This is a genomic window from Pseudoduganella sp. GCM10020061 (assembly GCF_042683405.1).
Classification (GTDB): Bacteria; Pseudomonadota; Gammaproteobacteria; order Burkholderiales; family Burkholderiaceae_D; genus Telluria.
The window spans coordinates 364,809-384,162 of record NZ_JBHUJS010000001.1; the positions used below are offsets into that span (position 1 = coordinate 364,809).

Consider the following 19,354-nt stretch of genomic DNA (forward strand, 5'->3'; position numbering starts at 1 on the left):
TCAGTCCCCCGGCTCCGTGACTTTCGCGAGCAGGCGCGCCAGCTCGCGGGAGCGCGCGCGCCGCGAGCACGCCGCGATAGCCTCGGCCGACGCCAGCGGTGCGGTTCCTGCGCGCGCGCGGGCGATGAAGCTCTCCAGTGCTGCCGCGATGGCAGTCGCATCGTCCAGCGGCGCGATCGTGTCCATGCCCGCGCTGCGCATCGTCGCCGCGGTGTCGCCGGCAGGATCGGTCAGCGCCAGGACCGGACGGCGCGCGCGGAAGTATTCGTAGATCTTGGCCGGCACCTGGTCGTTGCAGCTGGCTCCCTGCAGCACGAGCAGGCCGCTCGCGGAAAGCATCTCCGCCAGCGCCGCGGTATAGGGGATGTGCGGCTCCAGGGCCACCACCGATTCCACGCCCGCCTGCGCCACCAGAGTGCGCAAGTGGGAGTCGTGGCCGGTGGCGCGCAGGACCAGCCTGAAGCTGCCGGCGGCGATCGCGCCCCGCCGCAGCAGTATCGCCAGCGCCGTGAACAGCGCGGCCGGGTCGCGCTCGGACGGGTAGATCACGCCGCTGTGGACCAGCGTGAACGGCTGGCCATCCGCGGCAGCGGCGGGGGGCGCCGCCGCGAAGCTCTCTTCGTCGAAGCCGTTCTCGATCAGCGCAAAGCGGCTCGCTGGCACGTGCGGGTAGCGCGTTGCATACGCGCGCAGGGCGCCGGGCGTGGTGCATACCGCCACCGCGCACTGTTCGACCGTCTGGCGCTCGATCCAGCGGTACACGCGGCGGGTCAGCGGGTCGGGCGGGTAGGCATCGTCCGTCATCGGGTCGCGCAGGTCGGCGATCCAGGGCAGGCCGGTGAGCTTGCGCAGCGCCAGGCCGGCCAGGTGGGCGGTCGCGATCGGGTAGGTGGACCAGATCGCGGCCGGCCGGTGCACGCGCACCAGCCGCAGTCCGGCCGGCACTGCGCCCAGCAGCCAGCTTACCCAGCGGTCGGGCAGGGCGAACCAGCGCGGGTAGCGTCCCAGCACGGAGAGGTGGCGCGCGGTGTCGAGCGCGAAGGCGCGCGTGACCACCGCCTGGGGCGGGATCTCGCTGGACAGGTCCTCGCAGTGATCGTGGTAGGCGCGCGGCGAGGCGCACAGCATTAAGGGCCGCCAGCCTTCCTGCGGCAGGTGTTGTGAAAATTTCAGCGTGCGCTGGATGCCGCTGCTGCCGCGCATGGGCGGGTAGTGAAAAGCGATCATCAGCACGCTCTTCACCATGACCGGACCCATTCGCGCGTCCAGCGCGCCACTTGGTCGCGCCATGCGCGGCACGAGAAGGTGTGGTCGGCTTCCTCCAGGTGGCGCCAGCCGGTGCGGTGGGGGCCGAGCGCGCGCTTCCATTTTGCGGAGGACCCTGCCAGGTCCATGAACTCCCTGGCCGTCAGGTCCTGGCCGCTGAGGATCACCAGGATCCGTCCCGGAAAGGCTGCAAGGCTGGACAGCAGGCGGTCGGGCAGCGCAGGCTGGCTGCCGCCCGCGCGGCGCGTGCCGCCGGCTGCCTGGGACAGCAGCCCGGCCAGGGACCGCAGGGCGGCGCGATAGTCGAAACGGCCGCGCAGGATGCGGCCCCACAGTGCGCGGTCGAACAGGCGCGCGCGGTAATAGTGACGCAGCGTGGTGCGGGCGATGCCGCCGTCGGTGCGCACCCAGGGATTGAGCAGGACCATGCCCACCACGCGCGGGTCGAGCGGCGCATGGAACGCGGCGGCGGCGGCGCCGTCGCACATGCCCCAGACAGCGACATCCTGCAGGGAGGGGACGGTGGCGGTAAACTGGTCCAGCGCGCGCGCGATGTCCGCGCCGACCTGTTCGAAGTTGCGCATGCCGCCGGCGCTGTCGCCCATGCCGCGGTAATCGAAGCGCAGTACCGGAATCCCGTCCTGCGCCAGGTCGCGCGCCAGCAGGACGAACTGGCGGTGGCTGCCGGCGCGGTACTGCGGGCCGCCGACGATGACAAGGATCCCGCGCGGGCCGGGCCGGGCCGGAATGCTGGCGATGCCGACCAGCGTGTCGCCCTCGCAGTCGATCAGGACTGCCTGCTCGCGGTAGGACGCGTCGGACGCGCCGCCGGGGCATGGTCTACCGGGCGACTCCGGCGGGGCGGCCATTTACGCCATCTTTGCTCGCACGAAGCCGGCCAGGCTGCCCAGGGTTGCAAAGGTGCTGGCGCCGATCTCGTCGTCTTCCACGGTGATCCCGAACGTCTCTTCCAGCGCCGCGATCAGGTTCACCACCGCCATCGAGTCCAGCTCGGGCAGGGTGCCCAGCAGGCTTGATTGTTCGTCAAGCGAGCGCAGGGTAGGTTCGGAAAGGCTCAGCACTTCGCCGAGGATGGATTTGACTTCTTCGAGATACATTCGTGCTCCGGATTGTGGGAAGGGGCAGGCAGCCGAAACGCGGGCCCGCCCCGAAGTCCACATGGTACATGGTGCGGCGCACGATGGTCTACGGCAGCGGCGGGTCGCCGATTGAGGGCGGTCAACGCTGTGTTGTGTTGTACCCACGCGGCCCGCCGCATGAGGCAATCTTTGGCGCAGGTGTGCGCCAGCACATAAAATAGCGGCCTGGCCGCGGCCAAACCACCCCGATCCCTATGAACGAGCTGATTCACCACTTCATTTTCGATGCCGCCCGGCGCACGCCCGGCGCGGAGGCGCTCGTGCATGGCGACCGCCGCCTCGACTACGCCACGCTCGCCACCGCCGTGGCGCGGGTGTCGCACGGGCTGCTGGCGCTGGGCCTCCAGCGCGGCGACCGGGTGGCGGTCTACCTGGAAAAGAATGTCGAAAATGTCACGGCGATGTTCGGCGCGGCGATGGCGGGCTGCGTGTTCGTGCCGGTCAACCCATTGCTCAAGCCGGAGCAGGTGGCGTACATCCTGGCCGATTGCAACGTGCGCGTGCTGGTTACGTCGGTCGAGCGCCTGCGCCTGCTGTCCGCAGTGCTGCACAACTGCCCCGACCTGCACGCGGTGGTCGCCACCGGCGCGGCGGAGCATGCCTCCGCCGTCGGCGGGGTGCCGGTGCTGCGCTGGGATCGCGCGATGACGGAAGCGCCCGAGAGCGCTCCCCATGCGGCCATCGACGCCGACATGGCTGCCATCCTCTACACGTCCGGCAGCACCGGCAAGCCGAAAGGCGTGGTGCTGTCGCACCGGAACATGGTGGCGGGGGCGCGCAGCGTAGCGCAGTATCTCGGGAACACGGCGGACGACCGCATCCTGGCCGTGCTGCCGCTCAGTTTCGACTATGGGCTGAGCCAGCTGACCACGGCCTTCCACGCCGGCGCGACCGCAGTCCTGATCAACCACCTGCTGCCGCGCGACGTGCTCAACGCCGTGGTCGCGGAGCGCATCACCGGACTGGCGGCAGTGCCGCCGCTGTGGATCCAGCTGGCGCCGTTGCCGTGGCCACAGGACTGCACGCTGCGCTACTTCACCAACTCCGGCGGCGCCATGCAGCGACCGACGCTGGAGGCGCTGATGCGGGCGCTGCCTGCGGCGCAGCCGTTCCTCATGTACGGCCTGACCGAAGCGTTCCGCTCGACCTACCTGCCGCCCTCGGAAGTGGCGCGTCGCCCGGGCTCGATCGGCCGCGCGATCCCGAACGCGCAGGTGCTGGTGCTGCGCCCGGACGGCAGCGAATGCGACATCAACGAACCGGGCGAGCTGGTGCACCGCGGCGCGCTGGTGTCGCTGGGCTACTGGAACGACCCGGCCAAGACGGCGGAGCGGTTCCGGCCCATCCCTGCGCAGCACGACGGCCTGCCGCTGCCGGAGCTGGCGGTGTGGTCCGGCGATACCGTGCGCCGCGACGAGGAAGGCTTCCTGTACTTCATCAGCCGCAATGACGAAATGATCAAGACCTCCGGTTACCGCGTCAGCCCGACCGAGGTGGAAGAGATCGTGTACGCGCGCGCCGGCGTGGCCGAAGCGGCGGCGATCGGCGCGGCCCATCCGGCGCTCGGCCAGGCGATCGTGCTGGTGGCCTATGTGGGCGGGGGCGCCGCCACCGACAGCGCGGCGCTGCTGTCGGCGCTGAAGGCGCACCTGCCCGGCTATATGGTGCCGCAGAAGGTGGTCGTCGCCGACGCGCCGCTGCCGCGCAACCCGAACGGCAAAATCGACCGCAAGCTGCTGGCTGCCCAGCATGCCGATGCATTTACCCAGGTAACCCGATGAGCACACGCCCGCAACACGCGCCAATGACCCAGTTCGACGTGGTGGACGACGAGCTGCAGGTAGGCGGCATCGCGCTGTCGCGCCTCGCGCAGCGCGTCGGCCAGACCCCGTTCTACGCCTACGACCGTGCCCGCATGAGCGCACGCGTGGCGCTGCTGCGCCGGCACCTGCCGCAGCAGGTCCACCTGCACTACGCGATGAAGGCGAATCCGATGCCGGCGGTGGTCCAGCACATGGCTGGCCTGGTCGACGGGCTCGATATCGCGTCCGGCGGCGAGCTGAGTGTGGCGCTCGACACCACCATGGACCCGGGTCGCATCAGCTTCGCGGGCCCGGGCAAGAGCGATGCGGAGATCGCGCGCGCGGTGGCGGCCGGCGTGGTGCTGAACCTGGAATCGGAATCGGAGATGGAGCGCGCGGCCATGGCCGGCACGCGCCTGGGCATCCGTCCGAGGGCGGCCGTGCGCGTCAACCCCGACTTCGAGCTCAAGTCGTCCGGCATGAAGATGGGCGGCGGTCCCAAGCAGTTCGGTGTCGACGCCGAGCGCGTGCCGGCCATGCTCGACCGGATGCGCGCGCTGGACCTTGCGTTCGAAGGCTTCCATATCTTTACCGGCTCGCAAAACCTGAAAGCCAGCGCCTTGCAGGAGGCGCACCAGAACACGTTCGAGCTGGCCTACCGCCTGGCGCAGCATGCGCCTGCTCCGCTCAATACGCTGAACATCGGCGGCGGCTTCGGCGTGCCGTACTTCCCGGGCGAGCAGCCGCTCGACCTGGCCGCGGTCGGCGAGAACCTGGAGAGCCTGATGCCGGAAGCCGCCGTGCGGTTGCCCGGCACGCGGATCGTGGTGGAGCTGGGGCGCTACCTGGTGGCCGAGGCAGGGGTGTACGTGTGCCGTGTGGTCGACCGCAAGGTCTCGCGCGGGCAGGTGTTCCTGGTGACGGACGGCGGATTGCACCATCACCTGTCGGCGTCGGGGAACTTCGGACAGGTCATCCGCAAGAACTATCCGGTGGCGATCGGCAACCGCGTGGTGGGAACGGAGCGCGAACTGGTGTCGGTGGTGGGGCCGCTGTGCACGCCGCTCGACCTGCTGGCCGACCAGATGGAACTTGCGCGCGCCGATGTGGGCGACCTGGTCGCGGTATTCCAGTCGGGCGCCTACGGACTTACGGCCAGCCCGGCCGCTTTCCTCAGTCATCCGGGCGCGCTCGAAGTGCTGGTCTGACAAAAAACATGCAGGAGGTGCGATGTCTGGTTTATGCGGCTGGACGAACCACGGCAGCGGCGCCGACGCCAACCGCCGCCTGGCGCACGCGATGGCATCTCCCCTCTCGCGCTACGATCGCAACACTGTCCACGTAGCATCCGCGGACACCTGCGCCGTGGCCGCGGCCGGCCGTGCGCACGTCGCGCGCCATGGCAGCGTGCTGGTGGCGCTGTGGGGCGGCGCTTCACTGCACGACGGGCCCCTGGCTGAACAGGCGGCAGCCGAAGGCCTTGCCAGCGCGCTCGCCAGCGGGTGGCGCACGGCACCGGAATCGCTCTGCCGCGCCCTCACTGGTCCATTCGCGCTGGCGCTGGTGGACGCGGGCAGTGGCGATGCGCTCCTGGCGGTCGACCGGATGGGCGCGCACCCGCTGTCGTACCGCGCGGACGATGGCGCGCTCGTGTTTGCGTCGCATGCGGATGCGATCGCGCTGCACCCGCTGGGCCGCCAGCTCCAGGCCGACCCGCAGGGTATTTTCGATTACGTCTACTTCCACATGGTGCCGTCGCCCGGCCACGTCTGGCAGGGCGTGCGCCGCCTGCTGCCGGGAGAAATGCTGGAGTACCGCGGCGGGCGCGCCAGCGTGCGGCGCTACTGGAAGATGCGCTTCGACGAGGACGTGCGGCCCGACTTCGGCGCGATGAAGGAGCGCTTTGTCGATGCGGTGCGCGACAGCGTGCGCGAAGCGGGCGCCGGCTGCGAGACAGGCGCCTTCCTGTCCGGCGGCACCGACAGCTCCACCATCGCCGGCATGCTGTGCCAGGTCGGCGGCCGTCCCGCGCGCACGTACTCGATCGGCTTCGACGCGCAGGGCTACGACGAAATGGAGTACGCCCGCATCGCGGCCCGCCATTTCGGCACGGACCACCATGAGTACTACGTCACGCCCGACGATGTGGCGGACGCGATCCCCGAGGTGGCGCGCGCATTCGACCAGCCTTTCGGCAACGCTTCCGCTGTCCCGGCCTACATGTGCGCGCGCCTGGCCCGGCAGGACGGCATCGAGCGCCTGCTGGGCGGCGACGGCGGCGACGAGCTGTTCGGAGGGAACGAGCGCTACGCGCGGCAGCATGTGTTCGCGCTGTACGAGAAGCTACCGCAGCCGCTGAGGGGGGCACTGATCGAGCCTGCGCTGCGCCTCTTCCCGCTGGGCGGGGCCATCGCGCCAGTACGCAAGGCGCGCAGCTACGTCGAGCAGGCCAGGGTGCCGATGCCTGCGCGGCTGGAAACCTACAACCTGCTGGGGCGCTATGGCGCCGGCGCCGTGTTCGAGCGGGAGTTCCTGGCGCACGCCGACAGCGCGCGTCCGCTCGCCAGCCTGGAGGAGACCTGGAGCTGGAGCGAGGCCCGCACCCTCATCAACCGCATGCTGGAACTGGACCTGAAGATCACGCTGGCGGACAACGACCTGCCCAAGGTGACGGGCGCCTGCCAGATGGCGGGGATCGATGTCGCTTTCCCCTTCCTGCATCATCGCGTGGTCGATTTCTCGGCGGGGCTGCCGCCTTCCTACAAGCTCAGGGGACTCAAGCTGCGCTGGTTTTTCAAGGAGGCGCTGCGCGGCTTCCTGCCCGACGAGATCATCGCCAAGCAGAAGCATGGCTTCGGCCTGCCGTTCGGGGTCTGGCTCGGGCAGCACGACAGGCTGCGCCAGCTTGCGGGCGACAGCCTGTCCGGCCTGAAGTCGCGTGGCATCGTGCGCCCGCAATTCATCGACGACCTGCTTGCGCGCCACCTTCCCGAGCACCCCGGCTACCACGGCACCATGGTCTGGGTGCTGATGATGCTGGAACAGTGGTTCCAGCAGCGCGCGAGCCGCCCGCCAGTCCCGGACCGGGCGGAGCCTGGGCGCTAGAAGAAGCTCTCCGGGATCACCAGCACATCGCCCGGCCGCATCTTGATGTTGGCCGAGATGTCCCCCTTCTTGATCAGGTCATGGAGGCGCACCCCGTAGGTGGTCTGCTTGCCGTTGACCGTCCGGATGATGGAAGCCCGGTTGCCGGCCGCGAACTCGGTCACGCCGCCCACTGCGATCAGCACGTCCATCAGCGACATGTCGCGGCGGTAGGGCAGGGCCTGCGGACGCGCCGCCTGCCCGATCACGCGCACCTGGCGGTCGTAGCTGCCCACGAAGCCGGTCACGATCACCGTCACGACCGGCTGCTGGATGAATTTGGACAGCGCCTTTTCGATATCGCGCGCCAGTTCGGTGGCGGTGCGTCCCGACGCCTGCAGGTCTTCCACCAGCGGCGTGGTCAGCTTGCCGTCCGGCCGCACGGGAAACGATCCCGATACCTCCGGGTTGCGCCATACGGTGATGCTGACGTTGTCGCCGGCGCCGATCACGTAGTCGGCCGGCGGCGCGGCATCCTGTACCGGCGCGGCGGCGTGCCTGGTCGCGCATCCGGTGAGCACGGTCATCGCCGCCAGCGCAAGCAGGGCGGCGATCGATTGGCGATGGTTCATGGCGTGTTCCTTTCCTGGTTAGTCGCAGCTGGCTGCTTGTTCACGAGATCCCTGATGAAGTTGGACGGGATCGCGTAGGAGATGCCGCTCGGGCCGGAACCGGGCGAACCCTTCGGGTCCCTGACCCACACCATGTTGATGATGCCGACCACGGAGCCGTCTTCGCTCCGGTACAGCGGACTGCCGCTGTTGCCGGGGAAGGCTGTCCCGTCGATCTGGAACATGGCGAATGGCTTGCTGACCAGCTTCCCGATTATCGCGGGATCGAGCTTGCGCGCATTGAGCGGGGGCATGAAGGCGGGCGTGACCGCGGCCAGCATGGCGCGGTGGGTGGCCGGGTTCAGTCCCAGCGCCATCCCGAGCGGATAGCCGGTGAAGGCGAGCGTGTGCCCTTCCGCCGCCTGGTCCGAATCCGCCAGCGTGAGCGGCGCCAGCGGCTTGCCTGTGATGCGCAGCAGCGCCAGGTCGTGTTCCCGGTCCAGCTCCACCGCGACCGCGGGACGGAATTCGTAGGCGCCGGCGCCCGTCACGATCACGCCGAGCGCGCGGCCGGGAACCGCGTCCGCATCGAGCACTACATGGGCGTTGGTCACGATGGTCAGGCCGTCGCCGACGGCAAAGCCGGTGCCGTTGAAGACCACCGGCGGGGTGCGCGTCTTTTCGAACGTCCCCACCGCCACCACCGACGGCTTGACGGCGGCGATGACCTTGGCCAGCTCGGCGGCGCGCGGCAACGGTGCGGGCGCCCACAGCATGGCCAGCAGGGCGATGGTACAGACAGGAATGCGCATGGTGGCGTTCACCTGTTGTGAAAACTTCACCATAGCAGCGAAGCGGCGCGCGCGCGGGCGCTTCGCGACCGGAGTTTGATGTGGCGTAGGTCGGCGTGCCGGCATGTGTTGCCCGCGCGGGCGGAAGTTCCTGAAAGCGGCCTGATCCTAATTTATGTCAAGCCCCGGCATTGTCAGAAATGCTCTGATCGGATCTGCGCGCGCCATTCCGGCCGCCGCCTGAAGCACTCACCGACGCCATTCGACAAGCGCGAGGCCGAATGAAACCGAAGACCGCAAATCGCCGCTGTCCCGCTGCGCTGCATGTGGCCCCGCTCGCGCTGGCGGTCATGCTGGCGCTGGACTGCCATGCCGAGGTCCGGGTGGTGCCGGGGCTCGACCTGCGCGAACGCTACACCGACAACGTGACGCTGGCGCGCGAAGGCCAGGAACGGGGCCGCTTCGTCACCGAGATCACGCCCAGCCTGTCCATCGCAAGCAACAGCCCGTCGCTGCAAATGTCGGCCCGCTACCGCCTGCGCTATTTCGTGTTCAACGACGACGATGCGCAGGATACCCAGCGCCGTACCAATCACCTGTCGGCCTACGCCAAGGCGCGGCTGGTGCCGGAGATGCTGTACCTGGATGCGGCCGCGTCGATCGAAGACCAGGCGGTATCGGCGTTCGGCCCGCAGGACACCGACAACCCCTACGTCGCAGCCAACCGTACCGAGGTGCGTACCTGGCGCATTTCGCCCTATGCGGTGCATCAGTTCGGCGGCACCGCACGCGCTCTGCTGCGCTACGCGCACGATTCGGCCACGAGCGACACGGTGGGTTTCGGCAAGAGCGACAGCGATACCGCAGTGTTCTCGCTGCAAAGCGGGATCAACTTCCGGCGCTGGACCTGGAGCATCGACGCCTCGCACCAGCAACTGGACGACAGCATCGCCGAGGAGAGCGAGACCACCAATGCCAGTGCGACGCTGCGCTGGAACACGTCGCGGGAACTGAGCGTCAGCGTGACAGGCGGCTACGACAAGTACGACTTCAACTCGCACGAGGGCGCGACCGAAGGATCGTTCTGGCGTATCGGGTTCGCGTGGCAGCCGTCTCCCCGCACCAGCCTGTCGGCCAGCGTGGGCGAGCGCTTCTTCGGCCGCACCTACTATCTCGCCGCCAACCACCGCAGCCGCAACACCGTGTGGGACATCAGCTATAACGAGGAAGTGACCACCACCCGTTCGCAGTTCTTCCTGCCTGCCGCGGTGGACACGGCGGCGTTGCTGGACCGCTTGTTCCTGCCGCTTTACCCCGATCCGCTGATGCGCCGCCTGGCTGTCATGGCATACATGCGCGCCACCGGGCTGCCGCCTGCGCTGGCCGACCAGGTCAATTACCTGAGCAACCGCTACATGCTACAGAAGCAGCTGGCGGCGACGGCGATGTTCCGCACGGCCCGCTCCGGCTTCACCATCAGCCTGTACGACGTGCGCCGGCGCGCGCTGTCGCTGTTCGAAGCGGACAGCCGCCTGCTGGGCAACCAGCTCGCCACATTGAACGAGAACACGCGCCAGCGCGGCGTGAACGGCATCTGGAACTGGCGACTGAATCCGCGCTCGGCCCTGAATGTCAGCCTGAGGAATTCGCGCACCGAGTCGCTGCGCACCGGCCGCACCGACGAGACGCAGGCATTGAGCGTCGCGCTGACCCGCCTGTTCACGCCCCGGCTGCGGGCGGCCGCCGAGGTCCGCCACGTGCGCGGCACGCTGCTGTCGGGCGACGACAAGTACCGCGAGAACTCGATCTCTGCGTCGGTGTCGATGCAGTTCTAGGAGATGCCATGAGCGACTCAATGCAGCAGTCGGGAGGAGGTGGCGGCGGGATCGTCTGCGTGGTGGGCGCGCGGCCGAATTTCATGAAGATTGCGCCCCTGATGTCCGCGTTTGCGCGCATGGCGCCGCGGCTGCCGATGACGCTGGTGCACACCGGGCAGCATTACGACAATGCGATGAACTGCCAGTTCTTCGAGGAGCTCGGGATCCCACGGCCGGACGTGGACCTGGAGGTCGGGTCGGGCACGCACGCGGTGCAGACGGCGGAGGTGATGCGCCGCTTCGAACCTGCGCTCGATGCGGCCGCGCCGCGCGCGGTGCTGGTGGTCGGCGACGTCAACTCCACGCTCGCGTGCGCGCTGGTGGCTGCAAAGAAGGGCACCCCCGTCATCCACGTCGAGGCCGGACTGCGAAGCGGAGACCGCACGACGCCGGAAGAGATCAACCGGATCCTTACCGACCAGCTGTCGGACCTGCTGTTCACGACGGAGGAATCGGCGCGCGCCAACCTGCTGCGCGAGGGCGTCGACGCGCACCGCATCCATTTCGCCGGCAACGTGATGATCGATACGCTGCGTGCCAACCTGGCGCGGGCGGTGCCGGCCGCGCACACGGCGGAGCGGCACGGCCGCCCCGGCTTCGGATCCGGGCCGGCGGGCTACGCGGTACTCACGCTGCACCGGCCTTCCAACGTCGACCGGCCCGACGTGCTGCGCACGCTGATCGAAACCTGCGCGCGGCTGGCCGAACGCACGCCCATCTTCTTTCCTGTTCATCCGCGCACCAGGATGATGATCGAAAGCGCCGGCCTGGCGGAGATCATGATGCGAACCAGCTTCCTGCCGCTGCCGCCGCAGGGCTATCTCGAGATGCTGGGGCTGATGGAAGGCGCGCGCGTGGTGCTGACCGATTCGGGTGGCGTGCAGGAGGAAACCACGGCGCTCGGCACGCCCTGCATCACCCTGCGCGACTCCACCGAGCGTCCCATCACGGTGACCGAAGGCACCAACACGATCGCCGGGCGCGACCCGCGCAGTATCTTTTCGGCCTTCGACCGTGCGCTGGCCACAGGGCGCGATGCCGGACGCGTGCCGCGCTATTGGGACGGCCATGCCTCGGACCGCATCGTTGCGGCGGTGCTGGCCTGGATGGAGACGCGAAAGGCCGCCGCATGACGGCGCTGCGCAACGCGATGACCTGCGACGTGGAGGACTACTTCCAGGTGTCCGCGTTCGCCCCCGTGATCGCGCGCGACCAGTGGACGCGGATGGAGTGCCGCATCGAACGCAATGTGGAGCGCGTGCTGGGACTGATGGACGAGGCCTCCGTCAAGGCCACCTTCTTCACGCTGGGCTGGATCGCCGAGCGCTATCCCCAGGTGATCCGGCGTATCGCGGCGCAGGGACACGAGGTGGCGAGCCACGGCTACGCGCACCTGCGCGCCAGCGACCAGGACATGGCGCACTTCGACAACGACATCCGCTCCAGCAAGGCGCTACTGGAAGACCTGTGCGGGAAGGCGGTGCTGGGCTACCGCGCCCCCAGCTTTTCGATTGGCGAAGACAACCTGTGGGCGCTCGACCGGCTCGCGCAGGCGGGCTACCGCTACAGCTCCAGCATCTACCCGGTGGTGCACGACCATTACGGCATGCCGGGTGCTCCGCGATTCGCGTTCCGCCCGCAGTGCGCGACCGGCCTGCTGGAAGTGCCGGTCGCCACCGTGCGCGTGGGCCGGCGCAACCTGCCGGCCGGTGGCGGCGGCTACTTCCGCCTGCTGCCGTACGCGCTGTCGCGCTGGATGCTGGCGCGCGTCAACCGCAGGGACGGGATGCCGGCGGTGTTCTACTTCCATCCGTGGGAACTCGACCCCGGCCAGCCGCGTCCGCGCGGCGCGGGGCTGAAGACGCGCTTCCGCCATTACGTGAACCTGCACCGCACGGAAGGGCGGCTGCGCTCGCTGCTGCGCGACTTCGCATGGGACCGGATGGACCGCATCTTCCTCGACGGGGCGGCGCATGCGCACTGAACTCAAGCTGATGAGCGGCGCCGACTGCGCGCGCTGGGACGAGTACGTGCGGCGCACTCCCGCAGCGACCTTCTTCCACCTCTCCGGCTGGCAGCGCGTGATCGAAGAGGCGTTCGGGCACCGCACCTGGTTCTACTACGCCGAGCAGGAGGGCGAGATCGTGGGCGTGCTGCCGCTGGGGGAGATCCGCAGCCGGCTGTTCGGGCACTCGCTTGTCGCGCTGCCGTTCTGCGTGTATGGCGGCGTGGTCGCGGATACGGCGGCGGCGCGCATGCTGCTGGACGATGCGGCGCACGACCTCGCCAGCGAGCTGGGCGTCGGGCACCTGGAATACCGCAGCATCCTGCCCGCCCATCCGGGCCACCCGGCCTACGCGACGCGCGACCTCTACTACACCTTCCGCAAGGCGATCGGCCCGGACAACGAGGCAAACCTGCTGGCGATCCCGCGCAAGCAGCGCGCCATGGTGCGCAAGGGCGAAAAGCTGGGGCTGGCGAGCGAAATCGACGACGGCGTGCGCCGCATGTTCAAGGCGTTTTCGGCCAGCGTCCACCGGCTCGGCACGCCGGTCCTGCCGGAGCGCTACTTCGCCCTGCTCAAGCGCGTTTTCCGCGACCAGTGCGAGGTGCGCGTGATCGTGCAGGGCAGCGAACTGGTTGCGGCGGTGCTCAGCTTCTACTTCCGCGACGAGGTGATTCCCTACTACGGCGGCGGACGCGATATCGCGCGCCAGCTGGCCGGCAACGATTTCATGTACTGGAGCTTGATGCGCGACGCGGCCGGGCGGGGCTGCACGATGTTCGACTTCGGACGCAGCAAGATCGGCACCGGGGCCTTCGATTTCAAGAAGTACTGGGGCTTCGAGCCGCAGCCGCTCGGGTACGAATACCGTCTGGTGCGCGGCGAGCGGATGCCGGACAACCAGCCCCTCAATCCGAAATACCGCGCCTTCATCCGCATGTGGCAGCGCCTGCCGCTCGGCCTCGCCAACGCGGTCGGGCCGCTGATCTCGCGGCAGCTGGGGTAAGCCATGGAAAAGCTCCTGATGCTGGTCCACCGCATTCCCTACCCGCCCAACAAGGGCGACAAGATCCGTTCGTACCATATGCTGCGCCACCTGGCGCAGCACTACAGCGTGGTGCTGGGCACTTTCGTCGACGATCCGGACGACTGGCGCTACGCGCCGGTGGTGCGCGAGATGTGCGCGGATGCCTACTTCGGTGCGCTGCACCCCTGGCCGGCAAGGCTGCGCTGCCTGGGCGCTCTGTGCGGCGACGAGCCGCTCTCGCTGGCGTGGTACCGCGACGCCAGGATGGACCAGTGGGTGCGGGCGGCCATGGCGCGCGAGCGGATTAACCGGATCGTCGTGTTCTCGTCGGCGATGGCGCAATATGCACGGCCCTACGCCGGCACGCGCCAGGTGATCGATTTCTGCGATGTCGACTCGGACAAATGGCGCCAGTACGCCAGCGCGCGGCCGTGGCCGGCGAGCTGGCTGTACGCGCGCGAGGCGCGCAGGCTGCTCGCCTACGAGCGGGAGGTGGCGCGCCGCGCCGACAGCGCGCTGTTCGTGTCGCGGCCGGAAGCGCACCTGTTCCGCAGCCTCGCGCCCGAGAGCGCGGACAAGACCGCCTATTTCAACATCGGCGTGGACAGCGCGTATTTTTCGCCGGCGCGCGCATACCCCGATCCCTACCCCCAGGGCGCCGAGGCGATCGTGTTCTGCGGCGCCATGGATTACTGGCCCAACGTGGACGCGGCGCGCTGGTTCGCGCTCGAGGTGATGCCCCAGGTGAAGCGCGCACGTCCCGCTGCGGTGTTCTACGTCGTTGGCGCGCGGCCGTCAGCCGAGGTGCGCAGGCTGGAAAAGCCGGGCGCCGTGTGTGTGACGGGCACCGTCGCCGATGTCAGGCCCTACGTGGCCCACGCCAGGCTGTCGGTCGCGCCGCTGCGGATCGCGCGCGGGGTGCAGACCAAGGTGCTGGAAGCGATGGCAATGGCCAAGACGGTTGTCCTGTCGCCGCAGGCGCTGGGCGGCATCGAGGCGACGCCGGGCAAGGAACTGCTGCTCGCCAACGGCGCCGGCGAGTTCGCGGCGCAGGTGCTGCGGACGCTGGCGCGGCCCGATCCGCGCATCGGCCGCGCCGCGCGCCTGGGAGTCCGGCGCCGCTACGCCTGGAGCACCAGCCTTGACCGGGTGGTCGAGCAGATCGAGGGCGGGAGGAGGGCGCATGCGCACTGACGCCGCCCGCTTTCCCGCCGTGCTGGTGCTGCTGGCGCTCGCGCTGGCAGCGCCGCTGGCCGTCTATACCGACACTGCGCGTTCGGTGGTCGCGGTCTGGAACAGTTCCAACACCTTCGCCCATGGCTATGCCGTGGTGCCGGTGGCGCTGTGGCTGATATGGCAACGGCGCGCCTATCTCGCCGCGCTGCCGGTGGCGCCTTTCTGGCCGGCGTTGCTCCTGCTCGCGCTGCTGGGCAGCGCGTGGTTCGCCGCCGACCTGGCCGATGTGCAGGTCGCACGGCAGTACGCGCTGGCCGCCATGCTGCCGGTGACGGTGCTGGCGGTGCTGGGCAGGGCGGTGGCGCGCGCGCTGGCATTTCCGCTTGCCTTCATCATGCTCGCGGTGCCGTTTGGGGAATCGCTGATCCCGCCGCTGATCGACCTGACGGCCGACTTTACCGTCGCCGCGCTGTCCGCCACCGGCATTCCGGTGCTGCGCGAAGGCACGCAGTTCACCATTCCGAGCGGGCGCTGGTCCGTGGTGGAAGCGTGCAGCGGGGTGCGCTACCTGATTGCCTCGGTCAGCCTCGGATTCCTGTTCGCGCACCTGAACTACCGCTCGCGCGTCCGGCAGGCGGTGTTCGTGCTGCTGTCTGCCGTGGTGCCGATCGGCGCCAACGTGGTGCGGGCCTACGGCATCGTGATGATCGGGCACCTGAGCGGCAATACGCTGGCAGTCGGGATCGACCACTTCATCTATGGATGGATCTTCTTCGGCGTGGTGATGTTCCTGCTGTTCTGGATCGGGAGCGGCTGGCGGGAGGACGCGGGGGGCCAATCCGCCCCGGCCACGCCGCATCGCGCCGCGCGCGTGCCTGCGAAGGCTGCGGCGGCGCTGGCGGCAGCTGTCCTGGCGGCCGCTTCCCCGCCGCTTGCCTTCGACGCCGCGCTGGCCGGCGCGCCCGGGCGCGCGGTCGACCTCTCGCAATTGCGCCTGGCGTGGGCGCATGCGGACGGCGTCACCACATGGCGGCCCGAATTCGCGAACGCCAGCGCGCAGCTGCATGGCGCATACGCCCACGGTCCGCACCGCGCCGGCCTGTCGGTGCTGTATTACCGGGACCAGCGCAGGTCGGGAGTCAAGCTGATCTCGTCCACCAACCGCCTGGCCGGGCCGGATTCGCGTTGGTGGCAGCTCAGCCAGGCGGAACGCGATGTGCAGGCCGGCGGGCGCGCGCTGCAACTGCGCGAGTCGGTGGTGAGCGACGGCTCGCGCAAGCTGCTGGTGTGGTCGTGGTACTGGATCGCAGGACGCACCACCGCCAGCGACTACGCGGGCAAGGTGTACCAGGCGCGCGCGCTGCTGGCCACCGGCCGCGATGACGGCGCTGCGGTGCTGGCCTACGCGCCTTTCGACGAAGACCCCGGCGAGGCGCGCGCCGTGCTGCGCGCCTTCCTGGATGCCAATCTTGCGCCGCTCGAAGCGGCACTGTCCGCCAGCCGGGAGGAATAGCCATGGACAAGGTACCGCTGGTGGCGCACCTGATCTACCGACTCGATTTCGGCGGCCTTGAAACGCTGCTGGTCGAGCGCATCAACCGCATGCCTGCGTCTTCCTACCGCCACGCGGTGCTGTGCCTGGCCGGCCACGATCCCCGCTTCGCTGCCCGCATCGCCCGTGCCGGCGTCGAGGTGATCGACCTTGGCAAGCGGCCGGGATGGTCGCTGCAGACGCATGTGGGCGTGTGGCTGGCGCTGCGGCGCATGCGGCCCGCCATCCTGCACACCTACAACCTGGCGGCAGTCGAGTATGCGCTGGCCGGATTCCTGGCCGGTGTACCTATCCGCGTGAACGGAGCGCATGGCCGCGACGCCTCGGACCCGGACGGCGTGAACCGCGTCCACAACTGGCTGCGCCGGCTGATGGCGCCCTTCTACGACTGCTGCTACGCCAACTCCGCTGCCATGCTCGAGTGGCTGCGCGCCACCGTGCGTGTTCCCCGGCACAAGACGCGCCTGCTCGCCAACGGCATCGACACCGAGCGCTTCACGCCACCGCCAGCCATCGACCCCGGCGGTCCGATCGTGATCGGCACGGTGGGCAGGATCGACGCAGTCAAGGACCACACCACGCTCATGCACGCCTTCGTGCTCCTGCGCGGACGCCTGCCCGAGCTGAGCGAACGCCTGCAGCTGGCGATCGTCGGCGACGGCCCGCAGCTTGCCACGCTGCGCGCGCTGGCGGTCAGCGAGGGCATCGCGCACTGTAGCTGGTTGCCCGGTTCGCGCACCGATATTCCGGCGCTCCTGCGCGGCTGGCGCGTGTTTGCCAATTCGTCCATCGCCGAAGGCATGCCCGCTTCGGTGCTGGAGGCGATGGCCTGTGCCTTGCCGGTGGTCGCTACCCGCGTGGGCGGCATCGGCGAAGCGGTCGACGACGGCGAGACGGGGCGCCTGGTGCCGCCGTCGGACCCGCAGGCGCTGGCCGATGCGCTGGAGGACTACGTGCGCAATCCCGCGCTGGGACGCTGGCATGGCGCGGCCGGGCGCGAGAAGGTGGTGCGCAGCCACGGCATGGCCGCAATGGTGGCCGCCTACGAGGCGATGTACGACGCGCTGTGCGAGCGCAAGCTGGGATATGTAAGGAGCGTGAAGTCATGTGTGGAATAGCCGGTCTGTTCGATACGCGCGGCCGGCGCCAGGTCGACCGCGTGCTGCTGGCGGCGATGAACGGAACGCTGAGCCATCGCGGTCCTGACGAGGACGACATCTGGACGGCGCCCGGCGTCGGCCTCGCGCACCGGCGGCTATCGGTGATCGACATCGCCTCCGGACGCCAGCCGCTCGGCAACGAGGATGGCAGCGTGATGGTCTGCTACAACGGCGAGATCTATAACTACCGCGAACTCGGCAAGGAGCTGCGTGCGCTCGGCCATGTGTTCCGCACGCGCTCGGATACGGAAGTTATCGTGCACGCGTGGGAAGAGTGGGGCGAAGCATGCGTCACGCGCCTGCGCGGCATGTTCGCATTCGCCCTGCATGACGCGCGCCGCGGCCAGCTGTTCCTCGCGCGCGACCGTCTCGGGGTGAAGCCGCTGTTCTATGCCATGCTGCCGGACGGGACGCTGGCGTTCGGCTCCGAGCTGAAGGCGCTGCGGGCGATTCCCTGGCTGCCCCGCACCATCGACGTGCAGGCGGTGGAAGAGTATTTCGCCTACGGCTATGTGCCGGACCCGCGCACCATCTACAGCGGCGCGTTCAAGCTGGCGCCGGGCCATACCCTGCTGCTGCAGGAAGGCGCCGCGCCTGCGGCGCCGCGCCCGTACTGGGACGTGCGGTTCGAACTGGGCAGGGCGCAGCCGGAGCAGCAGGTGCAGGAGGAGCTGGCCGCGCGGCTGCGCGAGGCGGTGCGCATGCGGCTGGTGGCCGAGGTGCCGCTGGGCGCCTTCCTGTCCGGCGGCGTCGATTCCAGCGCTGTCGTCGCGATGATGGCCGGCCTGACGGACGGACCGGTCAACACCTGCTCGGTCGGCTTCGAGCACCGCGATTTCGACGAGTCGGCCTATGCGCGCGAAGTCGCCACCCGGTATGGCACGGCGCACTACAGCAGGACCGTCGATCCGGACGACTACGGCCTGCTGGACACGCTGGCGGCGTTGTACGACGAGCCCTACGCGGACAGTTCCGCCATCCCCACCTACCGGGTCTGCGAGCTGGCGCGTACCAGGGTCACGGTGGCGCTGTCGGGCGACGGCGGCGACGAGAACCTGGCGGGGTATCGCCGCTACCGCCATGCGGTGGCCGAACAGAACGTGCGCGGGTGCTTTCCGGCGGCGCTGCGCGGTCCGGTGTTCGGCGCGCTGGGACGCTGGTATCCGAAAGCCGACTGGGCGCCGCGGGTGTTTCGCGCCAAGACCACCTTCGAAGCGTTGTCGCGCGACCTGGTGGAAGGATACTTCCATGGCGTCTCGCTGATGACGGACGCGATGCGCGCGCAGCTTTTCTCCGCGTCGCTGCGCTGCCAGCTGCAGGACTACCACGCGATCGAAGTGATGCGCCGCCACCTGCGCGGCGCACAGGTGCACGATGCGCTGTCGACGATCCAGTATCTCGACCTCAAGACCTACCTGCCGGGCGACATCCTGACCAAAGTGGACCGCGCATCGATGGCGCATGCGCTGGAGGTGCGCGTTCCGCTGCTGGACCACGAGCTGGTGGAGTGGACCGCTACACTGCCGTCGCACCTGAAACTGCGCAGCGGGGAGGGAAAGTACATCTTCAAGAAGGCGCTGGAGCCCTACCTGCCGCGCCACATCCTGTACCGCAAGAAGCAGGGCTTCGCGGTGCCGCTGGCCCAGTGGTTCCGCGGACCGCTGCGCGAGCGCGTGCGCGAGTCGCTGCTCGGCCCGCGGCTGGCCGACACCGGATTCTTCAACAAGAAATACCTGCACGAGATCGTGGAGCAGCACCAGGCCGGCCGACGGGACTACAGCGCGCCGATCTGGAGCCTGCTGGTGTTCGACGCGTTCCTGCGCAGGGAGAGCGGAGCGTGAAC

16 protein-coding genes are annotated in these 19,354 nt (G+C 69.1%); 11 read left to right on the plus strand and 5 right to left on the minus strand.

Annotation, left to right across the window (positions count from 1 at the left end):
- The 3 genes from ACFSQR_RS01590 to ACFSQR_RS01600 are packed head-to-tail and all read right to left on the minus strand — an operon-like array spanning position 1 to position 2,384.
- On the minus strand, positions 1 to 1,257 hold the full coding sequence (locus tag ACFSQR_RS01590) for a glycosyltransferase (protein ID WP_377727355.1): 1,257 nt from the start codon (positions 1,255 to 1,257) through the stop codon (positions 1 to 3).
- The gene (locus ACFSQR_RS01595; RefSeq protein ID WP_377727358.1) at positions 1,239 to 2,135 is read right to left on the minus strand and encodes a hydrolase 1, exosortase A system-associated; all 897 of its coding nucleotides are present in this window, start codon (positions 2,133 to 2,135) and stop codon (positions 1,239 to 1,241) included. The genes ACFSQR_RS01590 and ACFSQR_RS01595 overlap by 19 nt, the downstream gene beginning before the upstream one ends.
- Positions 2,136 to 2,384: an acyl carrier protein gene (locus ACFSQR_RS01600; protein WP_377727361.1), complete on the minus strand. Its 249-nt coding sequence runs from the start codon at positions 2,382 to 2,384 to the stop codon at positions 2,136 to 2,138.
- A 236-nt stretch (positions 2,385 to 2,620) separates the two neighbouring features.
- Between ACFSQR_RS01600 and ACFSQR_RS01605 the strand changes: the two genes are divergently transcribed.
- Genes ACFSQR_RS01605 through ACFSQR_RS01615 form a run of 3 tightly spaced genes read left to right on the plus strand, consistent with a single transcriptional unit; the run spans position 2,621 to position 7,333 of the window.
- On the plus strand, positions 2,621 to 4,207 hold the full coding sequence (locus ACFSQR_RS01605; RefSeq protein WP_377727364.1) for an acyl-CoA ligase (AMP-forming), exosortase A system-associated: 1,587 nt from the start codon (positions 2,621 to 2,623) through the stop codon (positions 4,205 to 4,207).
- Positions 4,204 to 5,436 carry a pyridoxal-dependent decarboxylase, exosortase A system-associated gene (locus ACFSQR_RS01610; RefSeq protein WP_377727366.1) on the plus strand — a complete coding sequence of 411 codons (1,233 nt, stop codon included), beginning with the start codon at positions 4,204 to 4,206 and terminating at the stop codon, positions 5,434 to 5,436. Before ACFSQR_RS01605 ends, ACFSQR_RS01610 begins: the two co-directional genes overlap by 4 nt.
- Positions 5,437 to 5,458: 22 nt before the next feature.
- Positions 5,459 to 7,333: an asparagine synthetase B family protein gene (locus tag ACFSQR_RS01615; RefSeq protein ID WP_377727368.1), complete on the plus strand. Its 1,875-nt coding sequence runs from the start codon at positions 5,459 to 5,461 to the stop codon at positions 7,331 to 7,333.
- Here the strand turns inward: ACFSQR_RS01615 and ACFSQR_RS01620 are convergent.
- Together ACFSQR_RS01620 and ACFSQR_RS01625 are read right to left on the minus strand one after the other, a co-directional pair.
- On the minus strand, positions 7,330 to 7,944 hold the full coding sequence (locus tag ACFSQR_RS01620; protein ID WP_377727370.1) for an XrtA/PEP-CTERM system exopolysaccharide export protein: 615 nt from the start codon (positions 7,942 to 7,944) through the stop codon (positions 7,330 to 7,332). The two genes, ACFSQR_RS01615 and ACFSQR_RS01620, sit on opposite strands and share 4 nt — an antisense overlap.
- The gene (locus ACFSQR_RS01625) at positions 7,941 to 8,735 is read right to left on the minus strand and encodes a serine protease (RefSeq protein WP_377727372.1); all 795 of its coding nucleotides are present in this window, start codon (positions 8,733 to 8,735) and stop codon (positions 7,941 to 7,943) included. Before ACFSQR_RS01625 ends, ACFSQR_RS01620 begins: the two co-directional genes overlap by 4 nt.
- A 260-nt stretch (positions 8,736 to 8,995) precedes the next feature.
- Here ACFSQR_RS01625 and ACFSQR_RS01630 point away from each other — a divergent pair, with 260 nt between their 5' ends.
- The 8 genes from ACFSQR_RS01630 to ACFSQR_RS01665 are packed head-to-tail and all read left to right on the plus strand — an operon-like array spanning position 8,996 to position 19,352.
- The gene (locus tag ACFSQR_RS01630) at positions 8,996 to 10,549 is read left to right on the plus strand and encodes a TIGR03016 family PEP-CTERM system-associated outer membrane protein (protein ID WP_377727374.1); all 1,554 of its coding nucleotides are present in this window, start codon (positions 8,996 to 8,998) and stop codon (positions 10,547 to 10,549) included.
- An 8-nt stretch (positions 10,550 to 10,557) separates the two neighbouring features.
- Positions 10,558 to 11,724: a non-hydrolyzing UDP-N-acetylglucosamine 2-epimerase gene (gene wecB, locus ACFSQR_RS01635; RefSeq protein WP_377727376.1), complete on the plus strand. Its 1,167-nt coding sequence runs from the start codon at positions 10,558 to 10,560 to the stop codon at positions 11,722 to 11,724.
- Entirely contained in the window at positions 11,721 to 12,575 is an 855-nt protein-coding gene (locus ACFSQR_RS01640) for an XrtA system polysaccharide deacetylase (RefSeq protein WP_377727378.1), read from the plus strand. Before wecB ends, ACFSQR_RS01640 begins: the two co-directional genes overlap by 4 nt.
- A complete protein-coding gene (locus ACFSQR_RS01645; protein ID WP_377727380.1) occupies positions 12,565 to 13,602 on the plus strand; it encodes a FemAB family XrtA/PEP-CTERM system-associated protein in 1,038 nt (345 codons plus the stop codon). Before ACFSQR_RS01640 ends, ACFSQR_RS01645 begins: the two co-directional genes overlap by 11 nt.
- Before the next feature lie 3 nt (positions 13,603 to 13,605).
- On the plus strand, positions 13,606 to 14,817 hold the full coding sequence (locus ACFSQR_RS01650; RefSeq protein ID WP_377727382.1) for a TIGR03087 family PEP-CTERM/XrtA system glycosyltransferase: 1,212 nt from the start codon (positions 13,606 to 13,608) through the stop codon (positions 14,815 to 14,817).
- Positions 14,807 to 16,312: an exosortase A gene (xrtA, locus tag ACFSQR_RS01655; protein WP_377727384.1), complete on the plus strand. Its 1,506-nt coding sequence runs from the start codon at positions 14,807 to 14,809 to the stop codon at positions 16,310 to 16,312. The genes ACFSQR_RS01650 and xrtA overlap by 11 nt, the downstream gene beginning before the upstream one ends.
- Before the next feature lie 2 nt (positions 16,313 to 16,314).
- Positions 16,315 to 17,469 carry a glycosyltransferase gene (locus ACFSQR_RS01660; protein ID WP_377727386.1) on the plus strand — a complete coding sequence of 385 codons (1,155 nt, stop codon included), beginning with the start codon at positions 16,315 to 16,317 and terminating at the stop codon, positions 17,467 to 17,469.
- A complete protein-coding gene (locus tag ACFSQR_RS01665; RefSeq protein WP_377727388.1) occupies positions 17,457 to 19,352 on the plus strand; it encodes an XrtA/PEP-CTERM system amidotransferase in 1,896 nt (631 codons plus the stop codon). Before ACFSQR_RS01660 ends, ACFSQR_RS01665 begins: the two co-directional genes overlap by 13 nt.
- Positions 19,353 to 19,354 lie beyond the last annotated feature (2 nt).